This is a genomic window from Azospirillum sp. UENF 111221 (assembly GCF_058780625.1).
The window spans coordinates 356,440-377,575 of record NZ_JBSNCH010000003.1 but is presented as its reverse complement, the minus strand read 5'-3'; the positions used below and the strand labels follow the sequence as shown (position 1 = coordinate 377,575).

Annotated in this window: 17 protein-coding genes; 7 read left to right on the top strand and 10 right to left on the bottom strand. The window is 66.5% G+C overall.

Annotated features, from left to right (window positions below):
• Positions 1 to 7 precede the first annotated feature (7 nt).
• Together ACWPN3_RS10000 and ACWPN3_RS09995 are read left to right on the top strand one after the other, a co-directional pair.
• Positions 8 to 457, top strand: coding sequence for an iron-sulfur cluster assembly protein (locus ACWPN3_RS10000; protein WP_109451839.1), 450 nt, complete (start codon positions 8 to 10; stop codon positions 455 to 457).
• Positions 458 to 479: 22 nt separating this feature from the next.
• Positions 480 to 824 carry a HesB/IscA family protein gene (locus tag ACWPN3_RS09995; protein WP_098738185.1) on the top strand — a complete coding sequence of 115 codons (345 nt, stop codon included), beginning with the start codon at positions 480 to 482 and terminating at the stop codon, positions 822 to 824.
• Between the two features lie 160 nt (positions 825 to 984).
• On the opposite strand, the gene ACWPN3_RS09990 is transcribed toward ACWPN3_RS09995, so the two are convergent.
• Both ACWPN3_RS09990 and hmuQ read right to left on the bottom strand, forming a co-directional pair.
• Complete coding sequence (locus ACWPN3_RS09990) at positions 985 to 1,878, bottom strand: pirin family protein (protein ID WP_492243161.1); 894 nt, start codon at positions 1,876 to 1,878, stop codon at positions 985 to 987.
• Positions 1,879 to 1,912: 34 nt separating this feature from the next.
• Entirely contained in the window at positions 1,913 to 2,239 is a 327-nt protein-coding gene (hmuQ, locus tag ACWPN3_RS09985) for a heme-degrading protein HmuQ (protein WP_098738183.1), read from the bottom strand.
• A gap of 573 nt (positions 2,240 to 2,812) precedes the next feature.
• Between hmuQ and ACWPN3_RS09980 the strand changes: the two genes are divergently transcribed.
• A complete protein-coding gene (locus ACWPN3_RS09980; protein ID WP_492243160.1) occupies positions 2,813 to 5,767 on the top strand; it encodes an EAL domain-containing protein in 2,955 nt (984 codons plus the stop codon).
• Between the two features lie 24 nt (positions 5,768 to 5,791).
• Here ACWPN3_RS09980 and ACWPN3_RS09975 read toward each other — a convergent pair whose 3' ends face one another.
• Positions 5,792 to 6,901 (bottom strand): branched-chain amino acid ABC transporter substrate-binding protein, encoded by a 1,110-nt coding sequence (locus ACWPN3_RS09975; RefSeq protein WP_109453316.1) that lies wholly within the window; start codon positions 6,899 to 6,901, stop codon positions 5,792 to 5,794.
• A 235-nt stretch (positions 6,902 to 7,136) separates the two neighbouring features.
• On the opposite strand from ACWPN3_RS09975, the gene ACWPN3_RS09970 reads away from it, so the two are divergent.
• Entirely contained in the window at positions 7,137 to 8,036 is a 900-nt protein-coding gene (locus ACWPN3_RS09970; RefSeq protein WP_492261314.1) for an MBL fold metallo-hydrolase, read from the top strand.
• Positions 8,037 to 8,122: 86 nt separating this feature from the next.
• Here ACWPN3_RS09970 and acnB read toward each other — a convergent pair whose 3' ends face one another.
• The gene (gene acnB / locus ACWPN3_RS09965; protein ID WP_492243158.1) at positions 8,123 to 10,714 is read right to left on the bottom strand and encodes a bifunctional aconitate hydratase 2/2-methylisocitrate dehydratase; all 2,592 of its coding nucleotides are present in this window, start codon (positions 10,712 to 10,714) and stop codon (positions 8,123 to 8,125) included.
• A 202-nt stretch (positions 10,715 to 10,916) separates the two neighbouring features.
• Positions 10,917 to 11,447, bottom strand: coding sequence for a ribonuclease E activity regulator RraA (gene rraA / locus ACWPN3_RS09960; RefSeq protein WP_492243157.1), 531 nt, complete (start codon positions 11,445 to 11,447; stop codon positions 10,917 to 10,919).
• Between the two features lie 206 nt (positions 11,448 to 11,653).
• On the opposite strand from rraA, the gene ACWPN3_RS09955 reads away from it, so the two are divergent.
• Positions 11,654 to 12,028, top strand: coding sequence for a hypothetical protein (locus tag ACWPN3_RS09955; RefSeq protein ID WP_109451827.1), 375 nt, complete (start codon positions 11,654 to 11,656; stop codon positions 12,026 to 12,028).
• Between the two features lie 445 nt (positions 12,029 to 12,473).
• Here ACWPN3_RS09955 and ACWPN3_RS09950 read toward each other — a convergent pair whose 3' ends face one another.
• The gene (locus ACWPN3_RS09950) at positions 12,474 to 13,334 is read right to left on the bottom strand and encodes a MurR/RpiR family transcriptional regulator (protein WP_492243156.1); all 861 of its coding nucleotides are present in this window, start codon (positions 13,332 to 13,334) and stop codon (positions 12,474 to 12,476) included.
• A gap of 396 nt (positions 13,335 to 13,730) precedes the next feature.
• Here ACWPN3_RS09950 and pflB point away from each other — a divergent pair, with 396 nt between their 5' ends.
• Positions 13,731 to 16,016: a formate C-acetyltransferase gene (gene pflB, locus ACWPN3_RS09945; protein ID WP_492243155.1), complete on the top strand. Its 2,286-nt coding sequence runs from the start codon at positions 13,731 to 13,733 to the stop codon at positions 16,014 to 16,016.
• Between the two features lie 87 nt (positions 16,017 to 16,103).
• Complete coding sequence (gene pflA / locus ACWPN3_RS09940; RefSeq protein ID WP_492243154.1) at positions 16,104 to 16,865, top strand: pyruvate formate-lyase-activating protein; 762 nt, start codon at positions 16,104 to 16,106, stop codon at positions 16,863 to 16,865.
• A gap of 22 nt (positions 16,866 to 16,887) precedes the next feature.
• Here pflA and ACWPN3_RS09935 read toward each other — a convergent pair whose 3' ends face one another.
• The 4 genes from ACWPN3_RS09935 to ACWPN3_RS09920 form a co-directional block, all read right to left on the bottom strand.
• Positions 16,888 to 18,330 carry an FAD-binding oxidoreductase gene (locus ACWPN3_RS09935; RefSeq protein ID WP_492261313.1) on the bottom strand — a complete coding sequence of 481 codons (1,443 nt, stop codon included), beginning with the start codon at positions 18,328 to 18,330 and terminating at the stop codon, positions 16,888 to 16,890.
• A gap of 167 nt (positions 18,331 to 18,497) precedes the next feature.
• Positions 18,498 to 19,616: a serine hydrolase domain-containing protein gene (locus tag ACWPN3_RS09930; RefSeq protein WP_492243152.1), complete on the bottom strand. Its 1,119-nt coding sequence runs from the start codon at positions 19,614 to 19,616 to the stop codon at positions 18,498 to 18,500.
• Positions 19,617 to 19,719: 103 nt separating this feature from the next.
• Complete coding sequence (locus tag ACWPN3_RS09925) at positions 19,720 to 20,799, bottom strand: LacI family DNA-binding transcriptional regulator (protein ID WP_492243151.1); 1,080 nt, start codon at positions 20,797 to 20,799, stop codon at positions 19,720 to 19,722.
• Between the two features lie 34 nt (positions 20,800 to 20,833).
• Positions 20,834 to 21,130 carry a hypothetical protein gene (locus tag ACWPN3_RS09920; protein ID WP_109453314.1) on the bottom strand — a complete coding sequence of 99 codons (297 nt, stop codon included), beginning with the start codon at positions 21,128 to 21,130 and terminating at the stop codon, positions 20,834 to 20,836.
• Positions 21,131 to 21,136 lie beyond the last annotated feature (6 nt).

The window sequence follows — 21,136 nt, the reverse complement described above, 5'->3', positions numbered from 1 at the left end:
GATCGACATGCCCGATGAAGCCCTGACCCAGCGCCCGATGGCTCCCAATCCGGCCGAAGCCGAGGCGCAGTTGAAGGCCGACGCTGCAAGCGAGGCTCCGGAATCCAAGGACTTCGCCCCGATGCCCCAGCCGCCCGAGGGCTACGACCCGCGGGAGGAGATCATGGATCGCGTCGTGGCGGCCATCAAGACCTGCTACGACCCGGAAATCCCGGTCGACATCTGGGAACTGGGGCTGATCTACCGTGTGGACATGGATGGCCAGCGCAATGTCGAGATTGATATGACGCTGACCAGCCCCATGTGTCCGGTGGCCGGCGAACTGCCCGAGCAGGTCCGTCAGGCCGTTCTGGGCGTCGAGGACGTCAACGAGGTCAAGATCGAGCTGGTGTGGGAGCCCCCGTGGCACCAGGGCATGATGTCCGAGGAAGCCCGCCTGCAACTGGATATGTTCTGAGCCGCATTAGGAGACCGTCACCATGGCCCGCCCCCTGCCCAAGGCGCTCACGATCACCGACGCCGCCGCGGAGCGCGTCAAGGCGCTGATGTCCAAGGCCACCGACGACATGGTCGGCCTGCGCATCGGCGTGAAGGCGCGCGGCTGCTCCGGCCTCAGCTACGACGTTCAGTATGCCAAGGAAAAGATGAAATTCGACGAGGTGGTGGAGGACAAGGGCGTCACCATCCTGATCGACCCCGCCGCCGTCATGTTCCTGATCGGCAGCGAGATGGACTATGTCGACGACAAGTTCCAGACCGGCTTCGTCTTCAAGAATCCGAACGAGAAGGGCCGCTGCGGCTGCGGCGAGAGCTTCCACGTCTGACCCCAGATCGCCCTCTCCCGCCCCTTAGTCCCCTCTTCCCCCCCGGGGAGAGGGTTAGGGTGAGGGGGGCGCACTGCGTGCCGTACCCGAGAATCCTCCCCATGCCTCCCCCTCACCCCGCCCCTCTCCCCAGGGGGGAGAGGGAGAATTGGGTTCCCCCTCACGACATCGGATTCGCCGGCGGCTTCGGCATCTCCGGCAGCGGGATAAACTCGCCGTTGTCGAGGTCCGGCAGCTTCATCCGCCCGGCCCGCCAGTCCGCCTTTGCCTGCTCGATCCGCTCCTTCGACGAGGACACGAAGTTCCAGTCGATGAAGCGCTGCCCCAGCGGCTCGCCGCCGACCGCCATCACAATGGCCGGCGTCGCGGCGGTCAGCTCCGCCGGATGGCCGGGCGCGAAGACGATCATCCGCCCAGCCTCGAACCGCTGCCCCTCCGCCTCCACAGCGCCCGCCACCACATAGGCCGCGCGCTGCCATCCGTCCTCCGGCAAGGCGACGCGGGCGCCGGGGGCGAGATCCCAATGGATGTAGAACAGCGGCGAATGGGTCTTCACCCCAGTCCTGGCGCCGAACGCCTCGCCCGACACCAGCCGGCCGCGCACGCCGCCCTCCTCGAACAGCGGCAGGTCGCCGGTGCCGTAATGGGCAAAGGCCGGGTCGGTCTCCTCATCGGCTTCGGGCAGCGCGACCCAGGCCTGGATGCCGTGCATCGTCCCGCCCTCCATCCGGGCACGCTCGAAGCGTTCGGAATGGGTGATGCCGCGCCCGGCGGTCATCCAGTTCACCTCGCCCGGCCGGATCGGCTGTTCGGAGCCCACGCTGTCGCGGTGCATGATCTCGCCCTCGAACAGGTAGGTCACGGTGGACAGGCCGATGTGCGGGTGGGGACGCACATCGACGTCGCGGGGAAGGCCGGGCTGGAAATCGACCGGCCCCATATGGTCGAAGAAGACGAAGGGGCCGACCATCCGCCGTTGGACGAAGGGCAGAACCCGCCCCACCTCGAAACCGCCAAGGCTTTTGCGGCGCTGCTCGATCACCAAATCCAGCATGGGTCTTCCTCCCGACAATTGAGGCTTGTTTCGTTCAGGCGTTCGGATCGCGCGGCACGGTCTGGATGACCTCGAACCCTTCGAATTCCGGCGGCCCGACATAAAGCGGCTTGCGGGCGCCGGCATTGCCATGGGCGTTGCGGAACGCCTCCGACCGCGTCCAGCCTTGGAAAGCGCCTTCGGATTCCCAAACCGTGTGAGAGGAGTAGAGTCGGTGATCGTCCCGGTCGGGCCCGCGCAGCATGTGGAATTCGACGAAGCCCGGCACCTTGTGCAGATGCACCTCGCGGTTCAGCCAGACCTCCTCGAATTCCTGCTCGGCCCCATGGCGGACCTTGAAACGGTTCATCGCGATGAACATGCGGCATTCCTTATCAAGCGTGGTCGACAGGCCCGACCCGGTCGAGGATAGAGGTTGGCGGCACCGCGGGGCAATCGACCTGACGCGCCGTCCCTCTTGATTGCGCCGCGTGGGACCTGAGGCGTCAAACCCTGGGCGCCGAGTCCGGAAATTTCTCAATCAGATCAGAGTCTTGCTGCCCGTTTTTTGTAAGTGCCCACATGCGCTCCGACCGATGAGATACAATGCGCACGCCTCCCCTATTCCGGAGAAGCCGCCATGCACGTTCTCCGCAAGCTCTTCGCGATCCCCACCCGCCCTATCTCCACACGGCCCATCTCCACGCGGCCCGGATGCGTTGAACAGTGGAACAGCACCCGAAATCTGTTTCACGGTGTTCCAAGCGTCCGGTTCGGTAGGGGTTGTCCGCGTATGGACCCCTAATGCCGTTAAGCTCTAATATACGCAAAAGAGGTACAAGGTCGGCGGGGGCGGGTGATCGATCCAGTGGCCGGGGGGAGCGAAATGACCGCAACAGTCCCAAAACAGACGGGGACGGTGCAAGGCCGTGCCAAGCCCCCCGGTGCCATCGGCATGCTCGTTACCCTCTCCGTTCCCTTTCTGCTCGTGCTTCAGGGCGCCCGTGTGCCGGGGTCGGTGGAGTTGGCCCATTACCTGCCGCTGCACACCTTCTTTGAAACCTTCGCCATCTCAGTCGCCACCCTGATCTTCGCCATTGGCTGGCACTCCCGGAACGATGACACCCCGCGGGCCCTGCTGGTTCTTTCCACCTGCTTCCTCGGCGTGGCGCTGCTCGATTTCGGGCATATGTTGTCCTTTACCGGCATGCCCGACTTCGTGACGCCGGCCGGCCCGGAAAAGGCCATCGCCTTCTGGCTCGGCGCCCGGCTGATGGCGGCGCTGGCCCTGCTGATGGCGGCCGTCCTTCCCTGGACGGCTGAAGCGGGGAACTCGGCGGCCTTGCGCTATCCGCTGGTCGTCGGGGTGCTGCTGTCGTGCGCCGCGATCTTCTGGGCGGTGCTGTGGCACCCCGACCTGCTGCCGCGCACCTATGTGGACGGGGAAGGGCTGACGCCGCTGAAGGTTGCGGCCGAATATCTGCTGGTCCTTCTCTATGCCGGGACCGCAGTGATCTTCTACCGTCGCCGGCGCACCGCGCTCACCCTCGACGTCCACCGCATGGTGATCGCCGCCATCGCCATCGCGATCAGCGAGCTGTGCTTTACGCTTTACCTCAGCGTCTACGATCTCGCGAACATGGCAGGCCACGTCTACAAGGTCATCGGCTACTGGTATCTGTACCGCGCGGTGTTCGTGACTGCGGTGCATCACCCCTATGACGCCCTGCACCAGTCGGAGCGCGACCTCTGGCGGGAAAAGGAGCAGGCCCGCGTCACCCTGCTGTCCATCGGCGACGGGCTGATCGCGACCGACACCGCCGGCCGCGTCAGCCTGATGAACCCGGTGGCGGAGCGGCTGACCGGCTGGACCTTGGGCGAGGCCGCCGGCCGGCCGGTGACCGAGGTGTTCGACATCGAGAATGCTGAGACGGGGCAGCGGGTGCCGGTGCCGGTCGAGCAGGTGCTGAAGAACGGCGACATGGTCGGCCTTGCCAACCACACCGTTCTGGTGGCGTGCGATGGAACCCGCAGCCACATCGCCGACATGGCCTCGCCCATCCGCGACCGGGACGGCACGCTGCACGGCGTCGTCATGGTCTTCCAGGATGTGACAGAGACCTATGCCAGCCGCGAGGCGCTGAAGGACAGCCTGTCGCTGAACACCGGCATCCTCGAAAGCGCCGCCTGCGGCATCATCGCCACCACGCTGGACGGCGTCGTCCGTGTCTTCAACCGCGAGGCGGAGCGCATCTTCGGCTACCCCGCGGCGGAGATGATCGGCAGCCCCGACCTGCCGCGCCTCTATGACCCGGACGAACTGCGCGTCCACGCCGACGGGCTGTCCATCGAACTCGACCGTCCGGTCAAGGCGGATTTCGCGGCGCTGGTCGCCCACACCCGGTGCAGCGGCCGGCCCGAGTCCGGCGAATGGACCGGAGTGCGCAAGGGCGGCGCCCGCATCTCGATTTCCACCGTCACCAGCGTGCTGCGCGACAGCGGCGGCGCGGTCCGCGGCTATCTGACCGTGGTGATGGACGTCACCGAGCGGAAGCAGGCGGAGCGGCAGATCGAAAATCTCGCCTTCTACGACCCGCTGACCAACCTGCCGAACCGGCGCCTGCTGATGGAGCATCTCGACGTCCATCTGCGGGCGGCCCGACTGGGCGCACGCTGTGGTGCGCTGATGTTCCTCGATCTGGACGACTTCAAGGGGCTGAACGACGCCCGCGGCCACATCGTCGGCGATATGCTGCTGCGCGAACTGGCGGCGCGGCTCAACGCCACCCTGCGCAAGGGCGATCTGGTCTGCCGGCTGAGCGGCGACGAGTTCGTCATCCTGCTGCCCGACCTCGCCGCCACGCTGGAGGAGACGACCGCCATCGCCTCGCGGGTGGCGGAAAAGCTCCGGCTGGCGGTGGCCCAGCCCTTCCAGCTCGACTGCTGCGAGCACAGCATCTTCGCCAGCATCGGCCTGACCGTCTTCCCCAAGACCCCGGACGAGTCGGTTGAGGATCTGCTGAAGCAGGCGGACACCGCCATGTATGCCGCCAAGGATGGCGGGCGGAACACCATCCGAGACTATGACCCCGCCATGCTGATCGAGGCCCAGGCCCGCCTGCTGCTGCTCCAGGATTTGCGCAAGGCGGTCGACGCCGGGGAATTCACCCTATTCCTGCAACCGCAGACCAGCGCCGACGGCACGCTGGTGGCGGCGGAAGCGCTGATCCGCTGGCATCATCCGCAACGCGGCTTCGTCGCCCCAGGCGCCTTCATCGCGGCGGCGGAGGAGTCCGGCCTGATCCTGCCGATCGGCGATTGGGTCCTGATGGAGGCCTGCCATGTGCTTCGCCGTCTGGCCGATGCCGGCAGCGACTGCCACCTGTCGGTCAACATCAGCCCGCGCCAGTTCCGTCAGCCGAATTTTTGCGCCGGCGTCATCGCCGCTCTGCGCGCCACCCGGACCGACCCGCGCCGCCTTATGCTGGAGATCACCGAAGGCATCGCGGTCGGCGACTGCGCCGACACCGTCGCCAAGATGTCGGAGCTTGCCGCTCTCGGCATCTCCTTCTCGCTGGACGATTTCGGCACCGGCTTTTCGTCGCTGTCCTACCTGAAGCAGTTGCCGGTGCGGGAAATCAAGATCGACCGCTCCTTCGTCCAGGATGTCGACAGCAACAGCCACAATGCGGTTCTGGTGGAAACGATGCTGTCGATTGCCAGCCGCCTTGGCCTGAAGGTTGTGGCGGAAGGGGTGGAAACCGCGGCCGAGCGGGACTTTCTGGAGGATCGCGGCTGCGCGGTTTTCCAGGGCTATTACTTCGGACGCCCGATGCCCGTCGAAGACTTCATCACAAAATACATGATAGCTCAGGAAATTTTGGAAATAGAAGAGCCGGCCCACGCATGATGGCGGGCCGGCTCCCTGCCCTGGTTACTTCTGGGCCACCATCTTGGGCTGACCGTTGTTCCAGACATACATGACGTAGTTCGGCTTGGTAATGTCGCCCTTCTTGTCGAACTCCACCGAACCGACGACGGTGTCATAGCTGCCGGAATGCAGGGTCTTCGCCAGCTTCCCGCTGTCCGTGCTGCCGGCCTTCTGGAGCCCTTCGGCGATCACCTGGACCGCGGCATAGCTGTAGAAGGCGAAGTTGCCCGGCTCCGGCAGGCCAGCCTTCTTGAAGGAGGCGATCAGCTCCTGCGCCTTCGGATCGCTGGCCGCCGACGCGCTGTCGGTGTAGAGCGTGCCCTCGCCGGCCGGGCCGGTGATCGACCAGTATTCCTGGTTGTTGAGCCCGTCGCCGGCGATGAACTGCGGCTTCATCCCCTGTTCCTGCGCCTGACGGACGATCAGGCCCAGTTCCGGATGGTAGCCGCCATAGTAGACGGCATCGATGTTCTTGTCCTTCAGGCTGGTGATCAGCGCCGAGAAGTCCTTTTCACCCGCCGTGACCGACCCGCGATAGGCCACCTTGCCGCCGGCCTTTTCCAGCGTTTCCACCACGACGTCGGCCAACCCCTTGCCGTAGGCCTGCTTGTCGTCCAGCACCGCGACGTTCTTGCCCTTGAAGGTCTGGGCCAGATAGGTGCCGGCAACCACGCCCTGCTGGTCGTCGCGGCCGCAGACGCGGAAGATGTTGGGATGGCCCTTGGCGGTCAGCAGCGGGTTGGTGGCGGTCGGAGTGACCATCACCACGCCTTCCTCCTGGTAGACGTCGGCCGCCGGGATGCTGGCGCCGGAGCAGAGATGGCCGACCACCGCCGTCACCTTCTCGCGCACGAACTGGTTGGCGACGGCCACCGCCTGACGCGGGTCGCAGGCATCGTCGCCCACCTTCAGCACCAGCTTCTGCCCCAGCACGCCGCCCTTGGCGTTGATGTCCGCGACCGCCTGCTTGGCTCCGTACACCGACTGCTCGCCCAGCGCCGCGACCGGGCCGGTCGTTGCCGTGCCCAGGCCGATCACGATGTCGGCCTGCGCCGTGCCGAAGCCGGCCAGCAGTGCCGTCGCGCTGACGAAGGAAAGGACGGTGAGACGCATGATTGGTTCTCCCAGGATGACCATTTTGTGCCGGACCATCTCCGCCGGCCACGGCATGTTTCCTTTTCTGACCGATACGACAGGATTTTGAAAGCGCGATCATGGGTTTCGCAGCGCTCCGACGAGAACCGCGACCGTTCGCCGCCATCGCCAGATTGGGCAATGTGAAGCCGGAAAACAGGACAACTGCAGCCCCCTGCTGTTGTCCAAGGACATAGGTGGGAGAGTGACAGCCATGGCCTCGCAGATTCCCTTGTCGGAGGACAGCAGCGCAATCGATCCGGCGCTCGACGCGCTGCGCAACGACCACACGCACGAGATCGCACCCGACCTCGCCTATCGGCGGCTCGGCATCGTCAATGTGGTGTTCTGGGGACCGCCGGGAGCCGGCGACGGCGGCTGGGTGCTGATCGACGCGGGGTTGCCGGGCACCAAGGGCTTCATCCGCGCCGCCGCGACGGAACGGTTCGGCCGTGATGCCAGACCCGCCGCCATCGTCCTGACCCATGGCCACTTCGACCATGTCGGGGTTTTGGAGGATCTGGCGGAGGAATGGGACGCTCCGGTCTACGCCCACCCGCTGGAGCACCCCTATTTGAACGGTCGGGCCGCCTACCCGCCCGGCGACCCGTCGGTCGGCGGCGGCGCGATGGCGGCGCTGGCCCGCTTCTACCCGCGCAAGCCGGTGGATGTCGGGTCGCGCCTGCGTGCCTTGCCTGAGGACGGGTCGGTGCCGGAAATGCCGGGCTGGCGCTGGATCCACACGCCGGGGCACAGCGTCGGCCATGTCTCCTTCTGGCGGGAGCGGGACCGCTCGATGATCGTCGGCGACGCCTTTGTCACCACGGGGCAGGAATCGGCCTATGCCGTCGCGGTGCAGCGGGCGGAGATGCACGGCCCGCCAATGTACTTCACCGTCGAATGGGATAAGGCACGGGAGTCGGTCGCCCAGTTGGCGGCCTTGGACCCCGAACTGGTCATCACCGGACACGGCGAGCCGATGCAGGGAGCCGAGATGTGCGCCGCCCTCCATCGCCTCGCCGACGAGTTCGACAACATCGCCATCCCACGGCAGGGCATTTATCTGGAAAAGCCGGCCCGCGCAGAGGACCGAAGCGCCTATCGCGCGCCCTAACCTCTACTTCCTTCAATGCCGGCAAGAAAAACCCCCGCCGGATCGCTCCGGCGGGGGTTTCCTTTACCGACTGCTGCTTGCGGCCATCAGGCCGGAACGGCGACCTTGTCCGCGACTTCCTGGAAGGCCGGGATCTGGTCGAAGTTCATGTAGCGGTAGATGTCGCCAGCCGACTTGTTCACCACGCCGACCTGCGCCAGATACTCCTCGGTGGTCGGGATCTTGCCCAGCAGCGCCGCGACGGCGGCCAGTTCGGCCGACGACAGGTAGACGCGGGTGTCGATGCCCAGACGGTTCGGGAAGTTGCGGGTCGAAGTCGAGACGGCGGTCGAGCCCTTGCGGACCTGCGCCTGGTTGCCCATGCACAAGCTGCAGCCGGGCATCTCCATGCGGGCGCCGGCCTTGCCGAGGGTGGCGTAGTAGCCCTCCTCGGTCAGCATCATCGCGTCCATCTTCGTCGGCGGGGCGATCCACAGGCGGGTCGGGATGTCCGAGTTCCCGTTCAGGATCTTACCGGCGGCGCGGAAGTGGCCGATGTTGGTCATGCAGGAGCCGATGAACACCTCGTCGATCTTGTCGCCGGCGACCTCGGACAGCGTCTTCACGTCGTCCGGATCGTTCGGGCAAGCCAGGATCGGCTCCTTGATGTCGGCCAGATCGATCTCGATCACCGCCGCATAGTCGGCGTCGGCGTCGGGACGCAGCAGTTGCGGATCGGCGATCCACGTCTCCATCGCCTTGATGCGGCGCTCCAGGGTGCGCGCATCGGCGTACCCGTTGGCGATCATCCACTTCATCAGCGTGATGTTGGAGGTCATGTACTCGATGATCGGCTCCTTGTTCAGGAGCACGGTGCAGCCCGCCGCCGAACGCTCGGCCGAGGCGTCGGTCAGCTCGAACGCCTGCTCGACCTTCAGGTCCGGCAGACCTTCGATCTCCAGCACGCGGCCGGAGAAGATGTTCTTCTTGCCCTTCTTTTCGACCGTCAGCAGGCCGGCCTTGATCGCATAGAGCGGGATGGCGTTGACGAGGTCACGCAGGGTGACGCCCGGCTGCATCTCTCCCTTGAAGCGGACCAGCACCGATTCCGGCATGTCCAGCGGCATCACGCCGGTGGCGGCGGCGAAGGCGACCAGACCGGAACCGGCCGGGAAGCTGATGCCGATCGGGAAGCGGGTGTGGCTGTCGCCGCCGGTGCCGACGGTGTCCGGCAACAGCAGGCGGTTCAGCCAGGAGTGGATGACGCCGTCGCCCGGACGCAGGGCCACACCGCCGCGGGTAGAGATGAAGTCCGGCAGCTCGTGGTGGGTCTTGACGTCCACCAGCTTCGGATAGGCGGCGGTGTGGCAGAAGGACTGCATGACCAGATCGGCCGAGAAACCCAGGCAGGCCAGGTCCTTCAGCTCGTCGCGGGTCATCGGGCCGGTGGTGTCCTGCGACCCGACCGTCGTCATCTTCGGCTCGCAATAGGTGCCCGGACGGACGCCCTTGCCTTCCGGCAGACCGCAGGCGCGGCCGACCATCTTCTGGGCCAGGGTATAGCCCTTGCCGGTGTCGGCCGGGGAGGCCGGCTGGCGGAACAGCTCCGACGCCGGAAGGCCGAGCGCCTCGCGGGCCCGCGCGGTCAGGCCGCGGCCGATGATCAGCGGAATGCGGCCGCCGGCACGCACCTCGTCGAAGATCACCTCGGAGCGCACGGTGAACTCGGCGATGACCTCGCCGTTCTTCAGCGCCTTGCCCTCATAGGGGCGCAGCTCGATGACGTCGCCCATCTCCATCTTGTTGACGTCGAGTTCGATGGGCAGGGCGCCGGCGTCTTCCATGGTGTTGAAGAAGATCGGGGCGATCTTGGTGCCGAGGCAGACGCCGCCGAACCGCTTGTTCGGGACAAACGGGATGTCCTCGCCGGTGAACCACAGCACCGAGTTGGTGGCGGACTTGCGCGAGGAGCCGGTGCCGACCACGTCGCCGACATAGGCGATCAGGTTGCCCTTCTTCTGCAGCTCGGCCAGCTGCTTGGTCGGACCGCGCTGGCCCGCCTCGTCGGCTTCGATGCCCGGACGCGGGTTCTTCAGCATGGCGAGCGCGTGCAGCGGGATGTCCGGGCGGCTCCAGGCGTCGGGGGCCGGCGACAGGTCGTCGGTGTTGGTCTCGCCCGACACCTTGAAGACGGTCAGCGTCATCGACGCCGGGACTTCCGGACGCGAGGTGAACCACTCGGCATCGGCCCAGGACTGCAGCACCGACTTGGCGTTGGCGTTGCCCTTGTCGGCCAGTTCCTTGACGTCGTGGAAGAAGTCGAAGACCAGCAGGGTCTTCTTCAGGCCTTCCGCCGCGGCGCTGCCGCACTCGGCGTCCGACAGCAGGTCGATCATCGGCTGGACGTTGAAGCCGCCGAGCATGGTGCCCAGCAGTTCGGTGGCCTTGACCTTGGAGATCAGCGGCGAGCTGTCGGCGCCCTTGGCGACGGCGGCCAGGAAGCCGGCCTTGACGCGGGCGGCATCGTCGACGCCGGCCGGAACGCGGTGGGTGATGAGGTCGAGAAGGAAGGCCTCCTCACCAGCCGGCGGGGCCTTCAGCAGGTCGATCAGCTCCGACGTCTGCTTCGCGGTCAGGGGCAGGGCCGGGATTCCGAGGGCGGCGCGTTCGGCCGCGTGCTGGCGGTAGGCTTCGAGCACGGCAGGGTTCCTCATAAATGAAAGGCCGGCCCTTGGATGGGAACCGTGAGACGGCCCGCTTGAACTCAGGTCGGGTTTATATGCCTGCTTAAATGAAAGTGCAAGGGGGCGCCCCGCTTACGTGAAGCGGACAGGACGAAGCTGCCATTCTTTTTGCACTGGTATTACCGGCGCTTGGTATGACCACTTCGTCTTCCCCGCTTTACTTCAGCGCGGCCGCCTGCTCCGGCGTCAGCAGCACGATGCCGTCCTCGTCGGCAAACAGGATGTCGCCCGGCCGGACGGCGGCGCCCGGCAGGTCTACGGCCACGTCGACCAGCCCCTGGTCGCTGCGGGTGGAGGCCCGCGGGATCGACGCCAGCGCCTTGATGCCGAGCGGCAGGGCCGCCAGTTCGGCCACGTCGCGGACGCAGCCCCAGATCACCACGCCGGCCCAGCCGTTCTTCACCGCCGACGCGGCGATCATGTCGCCCATCAGGGCGCAGCGCAGGCTGCCGGCGCCGTCCACCACCAGAACGCGGCCGGCACCGGGGGTTGCCAGCAGCTCCTTGACGCGGGAATTGTCCTCCAGGCACTTCACGGTGACGACCGCACCGGTGAAGCAGGTGACGGCGCCGAAGTCGCGGAAGCCCGGCAGGACATAGCGGGCGTCGTCCTTGAAGCGGTCGAACAGGTCGCAGGTGGGGGTGAATGGGGCGGCGGTCTGGATGGCGGCGCTCTGGTCAATCGTCATGGGGCTTCGCACTCCACAGCGTGAACGGTACGGGGACTTTCTCGCCCCCCTCTTGCGCCAAAGGTAGGCGGGAGGCAAGGGCCGCGCGCCGCGATGGCGGCAGGTCGGCGAACGTGACGCAGGAGACTTGCCGAACGTGCAATCGACGCCGGCGCAACCGCACCCATATTTCCGATAAGACGAAGAAAACGGATGGTGCCTTCCCGATGAAAACGCCGAACTTCGTGGCTTTCGCCGCAGCCGGTGCGCTGACGATGCTGGTCTCCGCCTGCGCCTCCACCCTCTCGCCGCCGCCGGTGGCGCAGCCCGATCCGGCGCTGCTTTCGGTCATCAACAGCAACGTGACCAACGACTGCAACCCGCAGACCGCCGCGGTGCTGACCGGCATTGGCCTGCCCGCGAGCAACGTCCGCGGCGTGAATTACGGCATCTATCGCGACGAATACCGCGACAAGATCGTCCGCTGGGATGCCTGGGTGTATCTGAAGGACCAGCCGGGCTCGCTGGTGGTGACGCTCGACGAGGATTGCCGGCCGATCCAGGTCTATGCCCGCGAAGGGGCGAAGCTGCCGGGCAGGTGATGCGATGGCCGTCCAGGCCTGGGGATGGAACGGCGTGAAACAGGTTTCCGGCGTCCGTTCCATACCCGGGCCGTTGCCCGCCCGGGACAGACTTCAGCCGGAACGGTGGAACAGCGTGGAACAGGACCCCGCCTGTCGTTCCATGTCGCACCGCGTCCTATCGGGCCCTGCCCCTGGTTGCGACAGGGCCTCGCCGGGACGGTGGAACGGCGTGAGACAGTTCCCCGGCTGTCGTTCCATCCGCTCGGGCGAACCGGCCCAATCGGCGGCGGTCTGACTGTCGAGCGGCATGGCGGGCCTCCGTGAATGGGTTCGACCTGCCACAGCTTATAGGACTTCCATCCTTTTTCGGGGTTTTTGTCGAATTGCCCGGCTTGCGGCTCCGGTCCGCAAAAACCTCTGACCTGTCTTAACTATCCCCCTGCCGCTTGGACTGCGTTGCCGCCTAACGCTCCGACACATGGGCATCCACGGCACGGTCGTGGCGCTTCAACCGCTCCTGAAGCGTGTCGCCCATGCGCAGGGCGACGGCGATGGACAGGATGTCGCCCAGCACCAGATGGGCGATGCGCACGGTCATCGGCGAGTGGATGTCGAAATCGTCGGCCACGTCGGCGACGAGGCTGACCGTCGCCATGTCGGCGAGCGGCGACCCGGAGCGGGTCAGGGCCACCACGTCGGCCCCGGCCTTGCGGGCGTTCTGCACGGCATCGAGGATGTCGCGGGTGCGGCCGGTGCTGGACACCGCAACCACGGCATCGCCCTTCGCCAGGGTCAGGGCCGAGGCGAAATAGACGTGGGAGTCGGTGTAGGCGACGGTCGGCATGCCCAGCCGGAAGAACTTGCGCTGGATGTCCTCCGCCACCGTGCCGGAGTTGCCGGAGCCGTAGAACTCGATCCGCCGGGCCGAGGCCAGCACGTCGGCGGCGCGGTCCACCGCGTCGGCCGGCAGGTTGTTGCGCACCTGCATCAGCGTGGCGATGGTGCGGTCGAACAGCTTGCCGGCCAGCACCGCCCCCGGCACGCCCCCATCCGCATCGAGCTCCCCGCCCACCGACAGGTCCTGATGCAGGAACGGCATGCCGCCGGCGATGTCCTGCGCCAGCTTGATCTTGAATTCCCGGAAGCCGCGGCAGCCCAGCGCCGCGCAGAAGCGCGCCACCGTCGGCTCGCTCACCCCGACCCGGTCGGCCAGTTCGGCCATGGACAGGTTGATGACGTCGCCCGGATGGGCCATCGCATAGTCGGCCAGCTTGCGTTCCGAAGGCCGGATCTGGTCGCGGACGGCGGCGATTCTCGCCAGCATGTGGGGGACGCTCCCTTCTGATTTCGGGTCAGCCTAGCACATGTAGCAAAGCTACATATACAGCGCTGCGAACGACCGATTCCGTCGCGGGTGCGGCCTCTCCTTTCCGAGCGTTTCCAACCGCTCCAGCCCTGCCCTGCGACAAAATGCCGGGCCTGTCCGCCTTGTCCGGAAGCCCGTCCGGGAGTATGTAGTAAAACTACAGAGCGGGCGCAACGCACGGCATCGGTCATCGCATCGACCGCCCCGCGCCCGGTCTGAAAATATGACGTGTATCAACGAATCCGGCGCCGATTGCGCCTATGCTTCCAATCGTCCCGCGCGGTTCGCGGGCACCACGAGACCGCCGACACGGCCATTGACCCGCGCCGACGGCTATATCTCTGAGGAGTCATCATGGACACCCTGCTGATGGACGGACTTGCCCAGGCCACGGAGCAGCAGTCCGCCGCCGACCCCTGGCGCGGCTTCGCCCCGGGCGTCTGGCGCCGCTCGGTCGACGTCCGCGATTTCATCCAGCGCAACCTGACCCCCTATGAAGGGGACGCGGGCTTCGTCGCCGGTCCCACCGCCCGCACCACCGCGCTGTTCGCCAAGGTCACCGACCTGCTGAAGCAGGAACGCGCCGCCAAGGGCGGCGTTCTGGACGCCGACACCGAAGTCTTCGCCTCGATCACCTCGCACGCCGCCGGCTATATCGACCGCGAGCTGGAAGTGATCGTCGGCCTGCAGACCGACAAGCCGCTGAAGCGCGCCATCATGCCGTTCGGCGGCTGGCGCATGGTCAAGACCGGGCTGGAGGCCTATGGCTACACCCCGTCGCCGAAGCTGGAGGAGGTGTTCCCGGTCCTGCGCAAGACGCACAATGACGGCGTGTTCGATGTCTACACGCCCGAGATGCTGCGCTGCCGCAAGTCCGGCGTCATCACCGGCCTGCCCGACGCCTATGGCCGTGGCCGCATCATCGGCGACTATCGCCGGCTGGCGCTGTACGGCGCCGATTTCCTGATCAAGGACAAGAAGGCCCAGCTGGCCTCGCTGGAAGTCAGCCGGATCGACGAGGACGTGCTGCGCCTGCGCGAGGAGATCTCCGAGCAGATCCGCGCGCTGAAGGAGCTGGTCGAGATGGCCGCCTCCTACGGCTTCGACGTCAAGCGCCCGGCCGCCTCCGCGCGGGAAGCCGTGCAGTGGACCTATCTGGCCTATCTGGCGGCGGTCAAGGAAGCCAACGGTGCCGCCATGTCGCTGGGCCGGGTGTCCAGCTTCCTCGACATCTACGTCGAGCGCGACCTCAAGGACGGCGTCATCACCGAGGCGGAAGCCCAGGAGATGATCGACCATTTCGTCATGAAGCTGCGTCTGGTCCGCTTCCTGCGCACGCCGGAATACGACCAGCTGTTCTCGGGCGACCCGACCTGGGTGACGGAATGCCTGGGCGGCATGGGGCTGGACGGCCGGACGCTGGTCAGCAAGACCAACTTCCGCATGCTGCAGACCCTGCACAACCTGGGCCCGGCGCCGGAACCGAACCTGACGGTGCTGTGGTCGGAGAAGCTGCCGGATGGCTTCAAGCGCTTCTGCGCCGACACCTCGATCAAGACCTGCTCGGTCCAGTACGAGAGCGACGATTTGATGCGCGGCTATTGGGGCGACGATTACGGCATCGCCTGCTGCGTGTCGGCCATGCGCATCGGCAAGCAGATGCAGTTCTTCGGCGCCCGCGCCAATCTGGCCAAGACGCTGATGTACGCCATCAACGGCGGCAAGGACGAGGTTTCGGGCGAGCAGATCGCCCCGGCCTACGCGCCCATCACCGGCGACGTGCTGGACTATGACGAGGTCATGGCCCGCTTCGAGCCGATGATGGAGTGGCTGGCCAAGGTCTACATGAACGCGCTGAACGCCATCCACTACATGCACGACAAGTACATGTACGAGCGGATGGAGATGGCATTCCACGACCGCGACATCCTGCGCACCATGGCCTGCGGCATCGCCGGCCTCAGCGTGGTGGCCGACAGCCTGTCGGCGATCAAGCACGCCAAGGTGAAGGTGATCCGCGACGCCAACGGCCTCGCCACCGATTTCGAGATCGACGGCGACTATCCGGCCTTCGGCAACAACGACGCCCGGGTCGACGACATCGCGGTGTGGGCGGTCGAGCGCTTCATGACGGCGCTGCGCAAGCAGAAGCCCTACCGCAACGCCATGCCGACCCAGTCGGTGCTGACGATCACCTCCAACGTGGTCTACGGCAAGAAGACCGGCAACACGCCGGACGGCCGCAAGGCCGGCCAGCCCTTCGCGCCGGGCGCCAACCCGATGCATGGGCGGGACAAGAAGGGCGCCATCGCCTCGATGGCCAGCGTGGCGAAGCTGCCCTACGCCCATGCGCAGGACGGCATCAGCTACACCTTCACCATCGTCCCCGGCGCCCTCGGCCGGACCGAAGACGAGCGGGTGAGCAATCTGGTCGGCATGCTGGACGGCTATGCCGCCCAGGGCGGCCACCACATCAACGTCAACGTCTTCGACCGCGAGACGCTGCTGCACGCCATGGATCATCCGGAGCTGTATCCGCAGCTGACCATCCGGGTGTCCGGCTATGCCGTGAACTTCATCAAGCTGACGCGCGAGCAGCAGCTCGACGTCATCAGCCGGACGTTCCACGACAAGCATTGAGGGCTGTTCCACTCATCCCGGTAAAATCCCCTCTCCCCCTGGGGAGAGGGGGATATCCGGGCACAGAGTTTTAAAATTGGATCGGTTATGACATCCCCCCTCCCCCAAACCCGCCCCGGCTCCGTTTCCGGCTGGATCCATTCGGTCGAGACCGGCGGCACGGTGGACGGGCCGGGGATCCGCTATGTGCTGTTCATGTCGGGGTGCCCGCTGCGCTGCCTCTACTGCCACAACCCCGACACCCAGCACATGCATGACGGGACGCGGACGACCTCCGCGGAGGTGCTCGACGACATCGCGCTCTACGCCACCTTCCTGCAGCGCGCCCATGGCGGATTGACGCTGAGCGGCGGCGAGCCGCTGGTGCAGCCGGAATTCACCGCCGCCATCCTGCGCGGGGCGAAGGCGCTGGGGCTGCACACCGCCCTCGACACCTCCGGCTTCCTCGGCAACCATGCCGACGACCATCTGCTGGAGGACGTCGACCTCGTCCTGCTCGACATCAAGGCCTTTTCGGAGAAGACCTACCGCCATCTGACCGGCGTTCCGTTGCGCCCGACGCTGGAATTCGCCGAACGGCTGGCCGGGCTGAACAAGCGCATCTGGCTGCGCTACGTGCTGGTTCCCAACCTGACCGACGACGCGGCCGAGATCGACGGGCTGGCTGAGTTCGTCGCCGGGCTGGGCGTGGTCGACCGGGTCGATGTGCTGCCCTTCCACAAGATGGGCGAACACAAATGGAAGGCGTTGGGGCGCAAATACATGCTGACCGACACCGAACCGCCGTCGCGCGAACTGGTGGAACGGGTGCGCAAACAGTTCCAGGCGCAGGGGCTGCGGGCCGACTGACCCGCAACCCTGGCCTGGAACGTTACGCCGGGCGGATCGCCTGGGCGAAGGTGAACAGCATGGTCGGGTCGACCGCCTTCTTCACCTCGGCCAGCTTGGCGAGATTCTCGCCGTAATAGGCCCGCTGCCAGTCGGCCAGCGACGGATCGGGGAAGTTCTGGAACGCCCCTTGCGCTCTGGTCCGGCGGTTCACGTCGTCATAAAAGCGCTGCTGCCACTCCAGCGCCTGCTCGACAAGCAGCACCGAATCCGTCGGCCGCCACCAGTTGGCCTCGACCGAGAACAGCCAGTCATAGCCGCGGTGGACATAGGCGGTCTCCGTCGGGCCGACGCGGTTGATGGCGCCGCCGACCTGGAAGAACTTGAAGGCGACCGGCATCGAGGTGGCGGGCATCCTGGCCGCCCAGTCGAACATTGCGGCGATGGCCTCGTCGCCGATGTCCGCCGCCTTCATGTAGCTGGATTTTTCCTGGTAATAATAGGGGAAGGTCGTCTCGGTCAGGAAATCCTGCCCCGTCCAGTAGGGCACATTCTCCTCAAGCTTGGACTGGCTCCAGTCGATCGACTCCCAGGTGGATTTGAAGATTTCCTTCAGCGTCGTCTTGGATTTGTGCAGCTGGCCGAGGATCGACAGCTTCAGCGGCACGTTGGCGCAGCGCTCCTGCCAGCTCGGGATGGTGACGTTGATCTTGCTGCCGAACTCGTCGGGCGCCGCCGCCAGTTCGGTCAGCAGGAGCTTCAGGATTTTCGGCAGATCCTTGTTGGTCCAGACCAGATTGAACACCGTCACCGGCTCCGCCGGGCGGGTTTCCAGGGTGAAGGAGGTGTTGATGCCGAAATTCCCGCCGGCACCGCCGCGGCAGGCCCAGTAGAGGGCGGATTCGCTATCCGCATTGGCATTCACATGGCTGCCGTCGGCCTTGACCAGCTCCGTTCCCCGCAGCAGATCGGACGCCATGCCGAACTTGCGCATGTTGAAGCCGATGCCGCCGCCGAGCAGGAAGCCGGCCGCACCGACCGAATCGCAGCGCCCATGGGTGATGGTGCGGCCCAGCCGCTCCATCTGCTTGTAGACGTAGGAATTCAGCGTGCCGCCCAGCACCCTGACCAGCCCGTCGGAGCCCTTCACCGGCTCCGCCCCGGCCATCAGCGTCATGTCGATCAGCAGGCCGGGCGTGGTGGAGAAGCCGGCGTAATTGTGGCCTCCTGACCGCACGGCGAAGGGCATGGCCTGCTGCTTCACCCAGGCGATGCAGGCCTGGACATCCTCCGGCCGCGAGCAGCGGGCGATGCCGGCCGGCAGGGTGGCGCCATAGCGCAGGTTGTTGGGCCGGCAGATATCGGCGAAGAACGGATCCTCCGGCCGCAGCACCCCGCCCTTCACCCCCTTCGCCAGATCTGACCAAGCGGACGGCGGCGGGCAATAGGCCGCGCCCGCCTCCGCAGCGAAAGCGGAACCCGGCATGAGCCGGACCGCGGCGGCGGCACCGGCGAACCGGCCGGCTCCGACGAGAAAATTGCGACGGGAAGCATGCAGTCCGAGCGCCATGGGCCTGTCCACCCTGCTTAATAAGTTGTGTTTTTCTACATTTACTATCCTATTGATAATAATAATCGTCAACCGCAGCCGGCTCAGGGGCCGAACACCTCCTCGGCCACCGCATCCAGCAGGGCATCGTCGCTCTGCTGGTTGCCGTTCGTCAGGAAGATCAGCGCGGTGCGGCGGTCGGGGTAATAGCGGACATCGGCCTCGAACCCGTCATAGCGCCCGTCATGGCCGGCGCCGCGTCCCCAGCTGTCCTTCCACAGCGCCACCCCCAGCCCCTGCCCGTCCTCATTCTCCGACGGGGTCAGCATGCGGCGGACGGTCGCCGCCCCCAGCAGCCGGTTGTCGCGGAACAGGGCGAAGACGAAGCGTTCCAGATCGCCGGCGGTGGTGACCAGCGGCCCGTCGCCGGTGGTCGCCGCCCAGGACCGCCGGCTGACGTCGCCCTCCTCGGTGTAGCCATGGGCGAGGCTGCGGTCACGCGGATCGGCCCCGACGCTGGTCGAGGCCATTCCGGCCCGCTCCAGCACGCGGGTCCGCAGAACCTGCGCGAAGGGAACGCCGTCGCGCCGCGACGCGATGTGGCCGAGCAGGACATAGTTGCTGTTGGAGTATTCGTAATGCCCGCCGACCGGACCGGTCGCCTTCTCCCCCGCCGCATAGGCGAGCAGGGTGCCGTCGCGCGGCAGCCGTTCCGGCCTGGCCGCCTCATCCGCCTTATAGGCGTCGGTGATGTAATCGGGAATGCCCGAGCTGTGGTCGAGCAGATGGACCAGACGCGCCCGGTTGGCGTTGGCGATCCTGTCGAGCGGCAGGTCGGAAGCCAGTTCCCGCACCGGCTGGTCGAGCGAGAGCAGCCCCTCCTCCACCTGTTGCAGCACGGCGGCGGCGGTCGCCATTTTGCCGACGGAGGCGACGTAGAAGCGGGTGTCTTCCGTCACCGGCCGTCCGCCCTTGCGGTCGGCGATGCCGGACACCACCAGCCGCCGCCCGTCCGGCCCCGACACCAGCAGGATGCCGCCGTCCAACTCCTCGTCGGCCAGGAAACGGTCGAGCAGCCGTTGTAACCGGTCGGGCTTGGCGGCTGCCGCTTCGGAGAATGGGATCGCCAGGGCCAACAGCAGCACCAGTCCCGGCATCAGCCGGCGCAACCGCCCGGTGCGGCCGGAAAAGCCGCCGGTATCGTCCCGTCCTTGCGTCCGCATGCACCCTGCCCCCGTCCAGTGAGCGGCTCGGCGGGATTACGCCGAAAGCCATAGCTGGAATCGAGGGTATGACTCGCAATCGGGAAACGGCAAGGCGCGGACGTCAGCGCTTCGCTGCCGGCCCATCCACCACCGGCCGGGTGCTGCCGCGGACCACCAGTTCGCAGTCGAGATTGTGGTGCTTCGGCGTGACGCGGACACCGTCGAGCGCCGCCAGGATCTGCGTGGCGCTGAGGCGGCCGATCTCACGCTGGGGCGGGCGGACGGTGGTCAGCGGCGGCGGGCAGGAACTGCTGAAGGGAAGGTCGCCGAATCCCACCACCGCCAGATCGTCCGGCACCTTCAGGTCGCGGCGGGTGACCTCGAACAGCACGCCCAGAGCCAGCGCGTCGTTGGAGCAGACGACGCCGTCGATGTCGGAATGGCGGGTCAGGATCTCGTCGATCAGCCAGCGCCCGACCTCCGTCGTCGCGGCGTCGGGAACGGTGAAGTCGATGGGATCGTGCAGGCCGCGGCGCATCACCTCGGCCTCGTAGCCGTCGGTGCGGCTGCGGACGCGCAGATCCTGGTGGGCGGCGGCGCCGATGTAGGCGACCTTGCGGCTGCCCTGGTCGTAGAGGTGGCTGGTCTGCATGCGGCCGACCTCGAAATGCGAGAAGCCGACGCTGATGTTGACCGCCTCGCCGGGGTGGCCGGGCATGTCCCACATCTCCACCACCGGCACGCCGCAGGAGGCCAGCATGGCGCGCGTCCGTTCGGTGTGATGGAAGCCGGTCACCACCATCGCCGCCGGCGACCAGGCGAGGAAGGCGCGGATCAGGCTTTCCTCCTCCTCCGGGCTGAACTCGCTGACGCCGAGCAGGGTCTGGTAATGCGCCGCCTGGAACATGCCCTGGAGCGTGTTGTAGGTCTCGGCGAAGAAGGAATTCAGGATGGACGGCAGGATGACGCCGACGGTGCGGCTGCGCGCGGCGGCGAGGCTGCCGGCGACCAGATTGGGCACATAGCCCATCTCGTCGATCACCCGCGCGATGCGTTCGGCGAGATGGCGGGACACCGCCTCCGGCCGGCGGAGATAGAGCGAGACGGTGCTGGCCGACACATCGGCGGCGGTGGCCACGTCGGTCATCGTCACCCGCTGGGTGCCGCGGCGTGTCCGCTTCCTGGTTTCGGTCGTCTGCATCGTCGGTCTTCCTCACGCATCGGAGTGCGGCGTTTCAGTGCCGCGTCGGCGGGTCGGCAAGAGCCAGTTCGGACAGCGCCAGGATCGCGTCGTGAACGAGCTGATAGGCGGCCTCGATCCGGCCGAGCGCCGGATCGCAATCCTCCCCGCTGTCACGCGTCTCCTGGCGCACCGCCCGGAACAGGCTCAACGCCTCACGCCCGATGATCCTATGGCTTGCCCACAGACCGCAATCCTCTTGCAGTGCGAGCGGGATATGCAACAGGCGATGGCGCAGCACGGCCGCGTCAAGCTCCAGTTCGGCGATACGCCGGCTGAGAAGGGGTGTCATCGATGT

Coding starts and splice junctions, on each gene's coding strand:
- ACWPN3_RS10000 (WP_109451839.1), top strand. CDS start 8: ATGCCCGATGAAGCCCTGACCCAGCGCCCGATGGCTCCCAATCCGGCC.
- ACWPN3_RS09995 (WP_098738185.1), top strand. CDS start 480: ATGGCCCGCCCCCTGCCCAAGGCGCTCACGATCACCGACGCCGCCGCG.
- ACWPN3_RS09990 (WP_492243161.1), bottom strand. CDS start 1,878: ATGCTGGATTTGGTGATCGAGCAGCGCCGCAAAAGCCTTGGCGGTTTC.
- hmuQ (WP_098738183.1), bottom strand. CDS start 2,239: ATGTTCATCGCGATGAACCGTTTCAAGGTCCGCCATGGGGCCGAGCAG.
- ACWPN3_RS09980 (WP_492243160.1), top strand. CDS start 2,813: ATGCTCGTTACCCTCTCCGTTCCCTTTCTGCTCGTGCTTCAGGGCGCC.
- ACWPN3_RS09975 (WP_109453316.1), bottom strand. CDS start 6,901: ATGCGTCTCACCGTCCTTTCCTTCGTCAGCGCGACGGCACTGCTGGCC.
- ACWPN3_RS09970 (WP_492261314.1), top strand. CDS start 7,137: ATGGCCTCGCAGATTCCCTTGTCGGAGGACAGCAGCGCAATCGATCCG.
- rraA (WP_492243157.1), bottom strand. CDS start 11,447: ATGACGATTGACCAGAGCGCCGCCATCCAGACCGCCGCCCCATTCACC.
- ACWPN3_RS09955 (WP_109451827.1), top strand. CDS start 11,654: ATGAAAACGCCGAACTTCGTGGCTTTCGCCGCAGCCGGTGCGCTGACG.
- ACWPN3_RS09950 (WP_492243156.1), bottom strand. CDS start 13,334: ATGCTGGCGAGAATCGCCGCCGTCCGCGACCAGATCCGGCCTTCGGAA.
- pflB (WP_492243155.1), top strand. CDS start 13,731: ATGGACACCCTGCTGATGGACGGACTTGCCCAGGCCACGGAGCAGCAG.
- pflA (WP_492243154.1), top strand. CDS start 16,104: ATGACATCCCCCCTCCCCCAAACCCGCCCCGGCTCCGTTTCCGGCTGG.
- ACWPN3_RS09935 (WP_492261313.1), bottom strand. CDS start 18,330: ATGCCGGGTTCCGCTTTCGCTGCGGAGGCGGGCGCGGCCTATTGCCCG.
- ACWPN3_RS09930 (WP_492243152.1), bottom strand. CDS start 19,616: ATGCGGACGCAAGGACGGGACGATACCGGCGGCTTTTCCGGCCGCACC.
- ACWPN3_RS09925 (WP_492243151.1), bottom strand. CDS start 20,799: ATGCAGACGACCGAAACCAGGAAGCGGACACGCCGCGGCACCCAGCGG.
- ACWPN3_RS09920 (WP_109453314.1), bottom strand. CDS start 21,130: ATGACACCCCTTCTCAGCCGGCGTATCGCCGAACTGGAGCTTGACGCG.